The organism is Cryobacterium sp. Sr3 (assembly GCF_004402835.1).
Classification (GTDB): domain Bacteria; phylum Actinomycetota; class Actinomycetes; order Actinomycetales; family Microbacteriaceae; genus Cryobacterium; species Cryobacterium sandaracinum.
Window position 1 is genome coordinate 36,236 of the sequence record NZ_SOFA01000034.1, and the last position, 12,028, is coordinate 48,263.

Below are 12,028 nucleotides of genomic sequence, written 5' to 3' on the forward strand. Positions count from 1 at the left end.
ACACCGGGCACAGTTGTCCGCTCCGGCAACACTTGCGGCAGTGGGCAGGCGGCGCGGGGGGCTAGTTCGTGACGGTACGGCGGCCCTCGAAGGCCCGCCCGAGAGTCACCTCGTCGGCGTACTCGAGGTCGCCGCCGACCGGCAGCCCTGACGCGAGCCGGGAGACCTTGATCTCGAGGGTGGTCAGCAGGCGCGACAGGTAGGTCGCGGTCGCCTCCCCCTCGAGGTTCGGGTCGGTGGCGATGATGACCTCCTGCACCGTGTTGTCGGCAAGGCGCTGCATCAGCTGACGGATGCGCAGGTCGTCCGGTCCGACGCCGTCGATGGGGCTGATCGCCCCGCCGAGCACGTGGTAGAGCCCCTTGAATTCGCGGGTGCGCTCGATCGCGACGACGTCCTTGGCCTCTTCCACCACGCAGATCATCGCGGGATTGCGGCGCGGGTCGCGGCAGATCATGCAGGTCTTCTGCTCGGACACGTTGCCGCAGATGTCGCAGAACTTCACCTTGTCGCGCACCTCGAGCAGCACGTTGGCGAGCCGGGTCACGTCGAACTGCTCGGTCTGCAAGATGTGGAACGCAATCCTCTGCGCGGACTTGGGCCCGATCCCGGGCAGCGTGCCGAGCTCGTCGATCAGTTCCTGAACAATGCCTTCGTACATGGTTTAGTCGCCTCTGGTTCGGGATGCCGGATCGTGCGGCTGTTCTTCGAGGAAGGTGGCGCCGAGGATTTCGCGCACCACCGACTCGCCGTAGCGCTGCTTCTCCGCAAAGGCGGGCCCGCGACGGGCAACGGATGCTTCGACGCCCGCCCGGTTCGGAGCCTGCACCTGGGTGCGCGCCGGGGTTCCGGGCTGGGCGCCGTTTGGTACGCCGTTCTGGGCGCCGTTCTGAGACTGGGACTGGGACTGGACTCCCGGCTGAGACTGAGACTGAGACTGGGACTGAGACTGGGCCTGGGCTCCCGGCTGAGACTGGGCTCCCGATTGGTGCTGGGCTCCCGCTGCGGACAATCCCGCACGCGCGGCGGGCGCCTGGTAGCGGCCGGGCTGGCCGCCGTTCGGGTGCAGGTCCGGCGGGAATTCCTCGTCGTAGGACGGGGGCTCGTCGTCGTAGGGCGGCTGCGGCTCAGGGTCTCGCCCGGACGCGGGAAGCGTCGTGGGCGCCGGCGCGCTCGGCGTGGAACGCGGGGCGGTCTGCGGGGCGGATGCGTGCGCGGGGGCATCGGGGGTCGCAGCGGAGGCCGCAGACGCAGGAGCAGCGGTTTCAGCAGCCGGGGCTGACCCCGGGATGGCCACCGTGGCCCAGCCGGTGCCGGCATCCGAGGGACTCGGAATGGCAGCGGTCGCCCAGCCGGTCGCGGCGACCGCCGGGCTGGCAGTTGCGCGGCTGGTCACCGGCGACTCGGGCACTGTCGGGCTGGCCACTGCCGGGCTGGCCGCCGCCGGGCTGGCCGCCGTGGGGCTGGTCACCGTGGGGCTGGTCACCGTGGGGCCGGCAGCCGATGCCGCAGGCGCTTCTGGGGCGTCAACCTTGCCAACGCCGGCTGGGGCGGAACCGGCTGAAGCGTTCACGGCAGCAGCCGGATCGGGGTCGGCGGCAGCAGCCGGATCGGGGTCGGCGGCAGCAGCCGGATCGGGGTCGGCGGGCGACGCCTCGTCGGTTGTTGCAGCAGCGGATTTGGGTGTCGTCCTGGAGCCGGTGTCGCCGCTTCCGGACCCGGCTGCGGCCGAGCCGCTGACGGTTGCGGCCCGCGCGACAGGGCTCGGCGCGGTGGAGTCCTGCACGCCGAAACCTGACCCCGGGGAGACCGGGGCGACCGGTGCCGGAGCGGGGGCGGATGCGTTGGGGGTGGCTGGGACATCCGTTCTCGGGGAGTCGACCCGGGCGGTGAGCTGGGGCGTGAAGCCGAGCACCTCGTTGACGGCGCGCTTGAGATAGTCGCCGACGCCCTGCCCGGGGGCCGCCGACTGCTTGAGTCCGGCGACGTCGTTCTGGCTCGGGAAGGAGAGCACCAACAGGTCCCCGCCACGCAGTTCCATGGCGCGGGCCGTGTAGAGCACGAGCCAGGCGCTGATCTTGGCGGCCTTGACTGCCTCGAGGATCTGCGGCCAAGAGTCCTTTACCTGCTGCAGGGTGACGGGTCCGACAGGGCGGGGCGGGGCCGCGACTTGGGTCGCGGGCGCAGCTGCATCAGGTGCGGCGGCAGAAGCAGCAGCCGCACCGCCGGAGACCGCGGGCCGGCCGGAGGCATGCGTCGCCGAGACCGCAGCCGCGCGCGGGGGCGAGCCGACCGGGCTGGTGGCTGGGGCATCCGTCGCCGAGCTGTCGCCGGGATCAGAACCGGAACCAGAACCGGAACCAGAACCAGAACCGACCCCGATGCGGCGCTCGAGGCGTTCGACGCGGGCGAGCGCGCCGCGGGTGGAATCGTCGCTCGCGGGGATGAGCACGCGGGCAATCATGAGTTCGAGCTGCAGGCGGGGGCTGGTCGCGCCGGTCATCTCGGTGAGGGCGGCGTTGATCACGTCGGCGGTGCGGGAGAGCTCGGCGGGGCCGAACTTCGCGGCTTGCACGGCCATGCGGTCGAGTTCCTCCTGCGGCACGCCGCGCAGCACGGCGGCAGCGGCGGCGGCACTCGTGGCGCCCACGATGATGAGGTCGCGCAGGCGTTCGAGCAGGTCTTCGACGAAGCGGCGCGGGTCCTGGCCGGTCTGCACGACCCGGTCGACGGCGTCGAACGCGGCGGACGGGTCGCGGTCGGCGATCGCGTCGATGGACTCGTCGAGCAGCGACGCGTTCGTGTAGCCGAGCAGCGCCACGGCGCGGTCGTATTCGACGGAGTGCCCGTCGGATCCGGCCATCAGCTGATCGAGCAGCGACAGGGTGTCGCGCGGCGACCCGCCGCCGGCCCGCACCACGAGTGGCAGCACGCCCGGCGCGACGGTCATTTGCTCGGTGTCGCACATCTGCTGCACGTATTCGAGCATCGGCCCGGGCGGCACGAGCCGGAACGGGTAGTGATGCGTGCGCGAACGGATGGTGCCGATCACCTTTTCGGGCTCGGTTGTCGCAAAGATGAACTTGACGTGCTCGGGCGGCTCTTCGACGATCTTCAGCAGCGCGTTGAAGCCCTGCGGCGTGACCATGTGCGCCTCGTCCAGGATAAAGATCTTGTATCGGTCGCGGGCGGGAGCGAAGATCGCGCGCTCACGGATGTCCCGGGCATCGTCGACCCCGTTGTGGCTGGCCGCGTCGATCTCGACCACGTCGAGGGATCCGCCGCCGTCGCGGGACAGCTCCACACAGCTCGGGCAGACCCCGCATGGCGTGTCGGTGGGACCCTCGGCGCAGTTCAGGCAGCGCGCGAGAATACGGGCGGATGTCGTCTTGCCGCAACCTCGGGGCCCGCTGAACAGATAGGCATGATTCACCCGGTTCGTGCGCAGGGCCGTCATCAGCGGATCGGTCACCTGAGACTGACCGATCATTTCGGCAAAAGTCTCGGGCCGGTAGCGGCGATACAGGGCGGTAACCACGAGGTCAATCGTAGCCGGAGCCACTGACTATAGTGCGGTGTGGGGCGGGCGTGGGGCGGGGTGTGTGTGTGTGGTGTGGGTGGGGTGTGTGGTGGGGCGGGTGGCATCCGTTTGTCAGGTGGGCAGGGCTCAGGCGCGGCGGCTCAGGCGCGGCAGCTCAGGCGCGGCAGCTCAGGCGCGGCAGCTCAGGCGCGGCAGCTCAGGCGCGGCGGGCGACGGCCTGGTCGAACGCGCCGGGGCGATTGCTCACGATTTGCTTGCCGAGGGGCGCGAGCGAAACCGGCACCATCTTGAAGTCGGCGATGCCGAGGGGGATTCCGATGATGGTGAGGCAGAGCGCGATTCCCGAGACGATGTGCGCCAGGGCCAGCCACCAGCCCGCGAGGATCACCCAAATCACGTTGCCGATGAACGAGAACGCTCCACTGGTGGGTTTGGCCACGACGGTGCGGCCGAACGGCCAGAGCGCGTAGGCGGCGATGCGGAACGACGCGATGCCCCACGGGATCGTAACGATCAGCACGCAGAGCAGAATGCCTGCGGCGAGGTAGCCCAGGAACAGCCAGAACCCGCTCAGCACGAGCCAGATCAAGTTCAGGAGTGTGCTCACGCGAAAATACTACCCGCGCAGGAGGCGGAGGTCGCGGGATCGGAATCGGGCGCGGCGAGCGCGGACATCCGTCGCCGGCCGCGTGTTGCCCTCCCGGCACCCGGCTCCCGGCTTCCGGCTTCCGGCTCCCGGCTCCCGGCACCCGGCTCGACTTTAAACTCGGAGAATTTCGCAACACGCCGCCCACGGCGCTGGGGTGACCCGTGTCGCCTAAAAACTTCGAAGTCACGTCCTACAGCACCCCGCACCTCGCATCCCGAGCGCCCCGAACCCCCACCTGCCAATCGGCCGCCCCCGGAACCCGGGAACGGCCGATCAACGAAAGCATCAACAAAGGCATCAACAAAGGCATCAACGAGACACAGGAGCCGAAACCCCTACCAGCGAACCCCCTACACAGAAGGATGCGTGCGCTTGATCGTCCCCAGCGTCTGCCGGGCGATCTCCAGCTCCTCGTTCGTCGGGATGACGAGCACGGTTACCCGGGAGTTGTCCGTGGAGATCGCGCGCGGCGTGCGGGACTTGGCTTCGTTGCGCACGGGGTCGATTTCGATCCCCATGCCCTCGAGTCCGGCCAGGGCGCCCGCGCGCACGATCGGCGAGTTCTCACCGACGCCCGCGGTGAAGACGATGACGTCCACGGTTCCGAGTTGCGCGTAGTAGTTGCCGACATAGCCTTTGACGCGGTGGAAGTACACGTCGAGGGCAGCCTGGGCGACCGGGTCGCCCGCGACCGCGGCATCCTCCACGTCGCGCATATCGCCGTTGCCGGCCAGGGCCAGCATGCCGCCGCGGCGGTTGAGCAGGTCGTCGAGCTCGGCGGTGGTCATCCCGGCCCGGCGGCGCAGGTGGAAGATCACGGCCGGGTCGATGTCGCCCGAGCGGGTGCCCATCGCGAGCCCCTGCAGCGGGGTCATGCCCATGGAGGTGTCGATCGATTCGCCGCCGTCGACGGCACACACGGATGCCCCGTTTCCCAGGTGCAGCACGATCGTCTTGAGCTCGGCCAGGGGCCGGTCGAGGTAGGCCGCCGCGGCCTCCGAGACGAACTTGTGCGAGGTGCCGTGGAAGCCGTACTTACGCACGCGGTACCGCGTCGCGATGTCCCTGTCGATCGCGTAGGTGTACGCGGCCGGCGGCAGCGTCTGGTGAAACGCGGTGTCGAACACGGCGACGTGAGGCACGTTCGGGAAGCTGGCGCGGGCGGCACGGATGCCCTGCACGTTGGCCGGGTTGTGCAGCGGAGCGATCTCGGAGAGGTCCTCGATGTTCAGCTCGACCAGGTGGGTGATCTCGGTCGGCTCGAAGAACCGGTTGCCGCCCTGCACCACGCGGTGGCCGACGGCGATCAGGTTCGTCTCGGACAGCTTCGGGCCGTGCTCGGCGAAGGCCTCGATCATCACGGCGAAGCCGGCGGTGTGGTCCATGATCGGCAGGTCGCGCTCGGTGCGGCCGCCCTTCGACGTTCCCGCGGTGTGCCGTGAGTGCCCGATCGGCTCGCCGATGCGCTCGACCAGGCCGCTGGCGAGCTCCGTTTCGGTGTCCATGTCGATCAGCTGGTACTTGAACGACGACGATCCGGAGTTGACGACCAGGATGGCGGTCATGCGGACACCGCCGCTGCGGCCGATGCGGAAGATGCCGCACCGGAAGCCGAAGCTGCCGGGGTGCCGGACTCGGACGCTGCGAGCGTCGCGGCCTGGATCGCGGTGATGGCTACGGTGTTGACGATGTCCTGCACTAGTGCTCCTCGAGAAAGGTCATTGATGGGTTTGCGCAGGCCCTGGAGGACGGGGCCGATGGCCACTGCTCCGGCGCTCCGCTGCACGGCCTTGTACGTGTTGTTGCCCGTATTCAGGTCGGGGAAGATGAAGACGGTGGCGCGGCCGGCGACAGCCGAACCGGGCATCTTCGTGGCGGCGACGGCGGCATCCGCTGCCGCGTCGTACTGGATGGGACCCTCGATCAGAAGGTCGGGGCGACGCTCCCGCACGAGGGCGGTGGCGGCCCGCACCTTGTCCACGTCGGCACCCTGCCCGGACTCGCCGGTCGAGTAGCTCAGCATGGCGATGCGCGGCTCGATACCGAATTCGACGGCCGTCTCCGACGCCGAGATGGCGATGTCGGCGAGCTGCTCCGCGGTGGGGTCAGGGTTCACCGCGCAGTCGCCGTAGACGAGCACCTTGTCGGCCAGCGCCATCAGGAACACGCTGGACACGACCGAGACTCCCGGACGCGTCTTGATGATCTGCAGGCTCGGCCGGATGGTGTGCGCCGTGGTGTGCGTCGCCCCGGAGACCATGCCGTCCGCCAGCCCGAGCTGCACCATCATGGTGCCGAAGTAGGACACGTCGGTCACGAGTTCCATGGCCTGCTCGACCGTGACGCCCTTGTGGGCGCGCAGCTTCGCGTACGCCTCCGCGAACTTGCGCCGCAGCACGTCGTCGAAGGGGCTCAGAACCTGCGCCTTGGCGATGTCCAGGCCGAGGCCGATGGCACGCGAGCGCACCTCGAACTCCTCACCGAGAATCGTGATGTCGGCCACATCGCGGGCCAGCAGGGTCGCGGCGGCACGCAGCACGCGGTCGTCGTCCCCTTCGGGCAGCACGATGCGCTTTTGGTTGGTGCGTGCGCGCTCGAGAAGCATGTACTCGAACATCAGCGGCGTCACCACGTCGGCGCGGCTCACCTTGAGCCGGTCGAGCAGCACGGATGCCTCCACGTGGCCTTCGAAGAGCGCCAGCGCCGTGTCGCGCTTGCGTTGCGAGTCGGCGGCCATCCGTCCGGGCGTGTGTGTGATGCGCAGCGCGGCGTCATAGGAGTTCAGCTCGGTGCTGATGATCGGCACCGAGGCGTCGAGCCCCTCGACGAGCCGCCCGATCTCCTCGGGCAGGGCGAAGCCGCCGACCAGCACGATGCCGGCGATCGACGGGAACGTCGCGGACGAGTTCGCCATCAGAACGGCCAGCAGCACCTGCGGGCGGTCGCTGGGAACCACAACCACGGCGCCCTCGAACAGGCGCGGCAGCACGTTGACCATCGACATGGCCGCCACGACCACGCCGAGCGCCTCCCGGGACAGCAGCGCGGGGTCACCCTTGACGAGCGTGCCGTCGGTGGCCTTGAGGATGCTCTTCATGCTCGGGGCCACGAGGAACGGGTCTTCGGGCAGCGCCCAGACCGGCACCGCGTTGCGCCCGCTGCCGGGCTTCGTGTCGGCGTCGACGACGCTCCGCACGGCGTCGATGAGCTCATCGAGCCGAGTCGGATCGGCGCGGTTGACGATCACGCCAAGCAGTGAAACGTGCTCGTCGCGCAGTTCCGCCAGGGTCACGTCGGTCAACTGGCGGATGTCCTCGGCCGTGCGCGGGTCGCTCTGGCCGAGCTGCCGGTCACCCTGGCTGAGCGTGTCGCGCTGGCCGGGACCGACCCGCCCGCCGAGCACCAGCAGCACCGGCACCCCCAGGTTGGCGGCGATGCGCAGGTTGAAGGCGAGCTCGGTGGGACTGCCGACATCCGTGTAATCGGAGCCGATCACGACCACCGCGTCACACTGGGCCTCGACGGCCTTGAAGCGCTGCACGATGCGGCCGAGGGCCGCGTCGGGGTCGAGGTGCACCTCGTCGTAGGTGACGCCGACGCAGTCGTCGTAGGTCAGCGGGGGCTGCACGGTGAGCGCAGACGCACTCGACAGGTGCGAGAGCAGCAGCTTGAGCACGTAGTCGGGGTGGTGCGCCGAGCGAGCCACGGGCCGGAACACACCGACGCGCTCCACCGAACGGAGCAGGGTGTCGAGCACGCCCAGGGCGATGGTGGATTTGCCGGTATTTCCCTCGGCAGAGGTGATGTAGATACTGTCAGCCACGGTTTATACGTTATCTCCGCCGGTGGAGACACCGGCATTGTCGGGGGTCACGCCGACGCCATCGGCGTCCCAGACCCATTCGGTGACGGCGGGGATGTCTTCCCCGTGGTCGCGGGTGTAATTGCGGGCCCGAAGGCGGGCATCCTGCATCTCCTGGCGAAGCAGGGCGGCGCGGGCGCCGAGTCCGGGAACCCGGTCGATGACGTCCATCACCAGGTGGTACCGGTCGAGGTCGTTGAGCATGACCATGTCGAACGGCGTGGTGGTGGTGCCGTTCTCCTTGTAGCCGCGGGCGTGCAGGTTACCGTGCCCGGTGCGCTTGTAGGTCAGGCGATGGATCAGCCACGGATACCCGTGATAGGCGAACACGATCGGCTTGTCGGCCGTGAAGATGGCGTCGAACTCGTTGTCGCTGAGGCCGTGCGGGTGGTCCGCCTCGGACTGCAGGCGCATCAGGTCAACGACGTTCACGACGCGCACCGACAGGTCGGGCAGCCATTCCCGCAGGATGGCGGCCGCGGCCAGCACCTCGAGGGTGGGCACCTCGCCGGCGGCGGCCAGCACGACGTCGGGTGAGGTGCCGAACGTCTCGGTTCCGGCCCAGTCGAAGATGCCCAGACCCCGCTTGCAGTGCGCGACGGCCTGGTCCATGGTGAGCCAGTTCGGCGCGGGCTGCTTGCCGGCGACGACCACGTTGACGTAGTCCACACTGCGCAGGCAGTGGCCGTAGGTGGCGAGCAGCGTGTTGGCGTCGAACGGCAGGTAGACGCGTACGACATCCGCACTCTTGTTGACGACGTGGTCGATGAACCCGGGGTCCTGATGCGAGAACCCGTTGTGATCCTGGCGCCAGACGTGCGAGCTGAGCAGGTAGTTCAGGCTCGAGATTGAGCGGCGCCACGGGATCTCGCGGGTAACCTTGAGCCACTTCGCGTGCTGGTTGAACATCGAGTCGACGATGTGAATGAAGGCCTCGTAGCAGTTGAACAGGCCGTGACGGCCGGTGAGCAGGTAGCCCTCCAGCCAGCCCTGGCACTGGTGTTCGCTGAGCATCTCCATCACGCGGCCGGCGCGGGCGAGGTTCGTGTCACCCTCGTGGAATTCCGCGTTCCACTGCTTGTCCGTGGCCGCGTAGACGGCCGGGGCGAGGCGGTTGGAGGCCGTCTCGTCGGGCCCGAAGATGCGGAAATTGTCGGGGTTGTCACGGATGACGTCGGCCAGCCAGGTGCCGAGAACCTTGGTCGCCTCATCGGTGGTGGCGCCCGGGGAAGGGACATCCACCGCGTACTCCCGGAAGTCGGGCAGCTTCAGCGCCCGGCGCAGCAGCCCACCGTTGGAGACCGGGTTCGCGCTCATCCGCAGGTCGCCCGCGGGGGCCAGCGCCGAGATCTCTGCGGCGGGGGCGCCGTTCGCGTCGAAGAGTTCGCCCGGCCGGTAAGAGGCCAGCCACTCTTCGAGCAGCCGGGTGTGAGCCTCGGTGTCGCGGGCGTTGCTCAGGGGCACCTGGTGCGAACGCCAGGAGTCGACGACCTGCACCCCGTCGATGACGGGCGGGCAGGTCCAGCCCTTGGGCGTGCGCAGGATGATCATCGGCCAGCGCGGACGCTCGGTGTCGCCGGCGAGGGCGCGCGCCTTGATCGCGGCGATCTCGTTGAGCACCTCGTCGAGGGTGAGCGCCATGCGCTGGTGAACGAGAAGGGGATCCTCGCCGTCGAAGCCGCCATCCACGATGTAGGGCTTGTGGCCGTAGCCGCGCATCAGGTCGAGGAGTTCCTCTTCCGGGATGCGGGCGAGCACGGTGGGGTTGGCGATCTTGTACCCGTTGAGGTGCAGGATCGGCAGCACGACGCCATCCTGAAGCGGATCGATGAACTTGTTCGAGTGCCAGCTGGTGGCCAGCGGGCCGGTCTCGGCCTCGCCGTCGCCGACGACCGCGGCGACCAGCAGGTCGGGGTTGTCGAACGCGGCGCCGTAGGCGTGGCTGAGCGCGTAACCGAGCTCGCCGCCCTCGTGGATCGAGCCGGGCGTCTCGGGCGAGGCGTGGCTGGGGATGCCGCCGGGGAACGAGAACTGGCGGAACAGGGCCTTGACGCCCTGCTCGCTCTGGTCGACGCCGGAGTAGATCTCGGAGTACGTGCCGTCGAGGTAGGCGTTGGCCACCATCCCGGGGCCGCCGTGGCCGGGGCCGGTGACGTAGAGGGTGCTGATCGACCGTTCCTGGATGGCGCGGTTCAGGTGGGCATAAAGAAAATTGAGCCCCGGGGTGGTTCCCCAATGGCCGAGCAGACGCGGCTTGATGTGGTCCCGCGTGAGCGGCTCACGCAAAAACGGGTTGTCGAGCAGGTAGATCTGCCCTACCGACAGGTAGTTGGCGGCCCGCCACCAGGCATCGACGCTGGCGAGCGCTTCAGCGCTGAGCGGATGCGGTGACCGGTCTGGCCAGAGAAAGGGTTTACCGAATATTTCAGCCATGGTGCCTCCAGGCACTATCGGGGCGGGGGCGTTATCTGCGCCGTTTCATCTTACGAGATGAGGCGAAATCGTTATCATTGCTAACGGCCTGCGGCTGTGGCGGGGCTGTGGCGGGGCTGTGGCTGGGCTGTGGCGGGGCTGTGGCGGGGCTGTGGCGGGGCTGTGGCTGGGCTGTGGCTGGGCTGTGGCTGTTTTTCCGGTGCGTGCGGGCATGAAAAAGACTCCTCGCGCACCCACCAGAGCCCGGTTACCCTTGCTACGTTTCCGTCCTGGGGGAGTTGGCCGAGATGGCGCCACGCGAGGAGCCGACCCTTAGCTTAGACGCAAAGCCGGCGAGGCCGAAAACAAGGCGATTCCGAGTCGATTCCGAGTCTGCACCGGGTCTGCACCGGGCCTGCACCGGGTCTGCACCGGGTCTTGTACCAAGTCTGTACCGGGTCTGCACCGGGCGGGCGGGGCGAGTGTGCACGGAGGCCACCGGAAACAGGTAAGATTCTCTAGGTCGTTCCTTGAGGGAACGTTCGGCCAGGAGAATTCGCCTAGTGGCCTATGGCGCACGCTTGGAAAGCGTGTTGGGTGAGAGCCCTCGGGGGTTCGAATCCCCCATTCTCCGCCAGATCGCGCTGCAGCACGCGGGCGGGCATTAGTCTCGACGAACTCGACAATCAACTCTCGGGGGTTCGAATCTTCCGCCCCCGCAGGAATGCTTCCGTGCCCGGATGGGGCTAACTCAGGAGATCCAAGCCGCACGCAAACATCCACCGCCTGATTCCGGGGGCGGGAACCGCAACTGGCCGTGGTTCTCCTGAGTTAGCCACCGACCCGCGTCCATAGCTCCCGCACATTCTGCCGGATGTGGCCAATAGAGCCCTGAAACAGCCCACCGCCGAGAATTGGCGGGAGTTATGCACGTAGCGAGGCTCCGACCGTGCCTGGCATGGGGCCAACTCAGGAGATCCGCGCGGACCGCTCCGCCGTGGCCGCAGACCAGTGCAGAGCAGACTGCGGCCGCCCAGGGATCTCCTGAGTTGGCCACGGAAGTGTCGGGACAGGTCCGGCGGGCACCGGCGGGCACCGGCGAGCACCGGCGGGCACCGGCGGGCACCGGCGGGCACCGGCGAGCACCGGCGAGCACCGGCGAGCACCGGGGGCTAGTCGGCGAGCGGATGCCGCGGCGCACGCGGCACGGGCGGCGGTGGCACCGGCTTCGCGGCCACGACATCGGCGAGCGCGAGGACGACCAGACCGCGTTTGGTCTCAACCATGCACCCTGTGTCGGAGACGGACCGCAAGTAACCCACGGCATCCGTGACCCCGCCCTCGATGCGGGTGCGCACCACGATTCGGGTTCCGAGGGTGGTGCTGGAGACGAATTGGGCGGCGGCGAGGCTCATCAGGCTGAGCCTACTCTTCGAGCCCGAGCCGAGCGCAGCCCAGCTGCGCGGCTCCCGGCCCAGCCGCACGCAGCCGCACCGCGCCAAGCCCAGCCGCGCCGCGCCGCACGCAGCCCAGCCCAGCCGCACCGCGCCGCACCCAGCCCAAC

7 protein-coding genes, 1 tRNA gene and 1 other RNA gene are annotated in these 12,028 nt (G+C 68.8%); 1 reads left to right on the plus strand and 8 read right to left on the minus strand.

The window, feature by feature from the left end; all coding sequences use genetic code 11:
* Positions 1-61: 61 nt before the first annotated feature.
* The 7 genes from recR to ffs all read right to left on the minus strand — a co-directional run bounded on the left by recR (position 62) and on the right by ffs (position 10,795).
* Complete coding sequence (gene recR, locus E3N94_RS10015; protein ID WP_104099829.1) at positions 62-661, minus strand: recombination mediator RecR; 600 nt, start codon at positions 659-661, stop codon at positions 62-64.
* A 3-nt stretch (positions 662-664) separates the two neighbouring features.
* The gene (locus E3N94_RS10020) at positions 665-3,562 is read right to left on the minus strand and encodes a DNA polymerase III subunit gamma and tau (protein ID WP_347232699.1); all 2,898 of its coding nucleotides are present in this window, start codon (positions 3,560-3,562) and stop codon (positions 665-667) included.
* A gap of 175 nt (positions 3,563-3,737) precedes the next feature.
* Positions 3,738-4,148 carry a YccF domain-containing protein gene (locus E3N94_RS10025; RefSeq protein WP_104099831.1) on the minus strand — a complete coding sequence of 137 codons (411 nt, stop codon included), beginning with the start codon at positions 4,146-4,148 and terminating at the stop codon, positions 3,738-3,740.
* 392 nt (positions 4,149-4,540) lie between these two features.
* Positions 4,541-5,755, minus strand: a complete 1,215-nt coding sequence (locus E3N94_RS10030) for an acetate kinase (protein ID WP_134570170.1) — start codon at positions 5,753-5,755, stop codon at positions 4,541-4,543.
* Complete coding sequence (pta, locus tag E3N94_RS10035) at positions 5,752-8,013, minus strand: phosphate acetyltransferase (RefSeq protein WP_104099833.1); 2,262 nt, start codon at positions 8,011-8,013, stop codon at positions 5,752-5,754. Before pta ends, E3N94_RS10030 begins: the two co-directional genes overlap by 4 nt.
* 3 nt (positions 8,014-8,016) lie before the next feature.
* Positions 8,017-10,485, minus strand: coding sequence for a phosphoketolase family protein (locus tag E3N94_RS10040; RefSeq protein ID WP_134570171.1), 2,469 nt, complete (start codon positions 10,483-10,485; stop codon positions 8,017-8,019).
* Positions 10,486-10,698: 213 nt separating this feature from the next.
* An RNA gene (ffs, locus tag E3N94_RS10045) (signal recognition particle sRNA small type) lies at positions 10,699-10,795 on the minus strand.
* Between the two features lie 218 nt (positions 10,796-11,013).
* On the opposite strand from ffs, the gene E3N94_RS10050 reads away from it, so the two are divergent.
* Positions 11,014-11,101, plus strand: a tRNA-Ser gene (locus tag E3N94_RS10050).
* Positions 11,102-11,636: 535 nt separating this feature from the next.
* Here the strand turns inward: E3N94_RS10050 and E3N94_RS17205 are convergent.
* A partial coding sequence (locus E3N94_RS17205) for a hypothetical protein (RefSeq protein WP_241987101.1) occupies positions 11,637-12,028 on the minus strand: 392 nt, incomplete at its 5' end.

Excerpts from the sequence above, each read along its gene's own strand:
- recR (WP_104099829.1), bottom strand. The coding sequence starts at position 661 with ATGTACGAAGGCATTGTTCAGGAACTGATCGACGAGCTCGGCACGCTG.
- E3N94_RS10030 (WP_134570170.1), bottom strand. The coding sequence starts at position 5,755 with ATGACCGCCATCCTGGTCGTCAACTCCGGATCGTCGTCGTTCAAGTAC.
- E3N94_RS10040 (WP_134570171.1), bottom strand. The coding sequence starts at position 10,485 with ATGGCTGAAATATTCGGTAAACCCTTTCTCTGGCCAGACCGGTCACCG.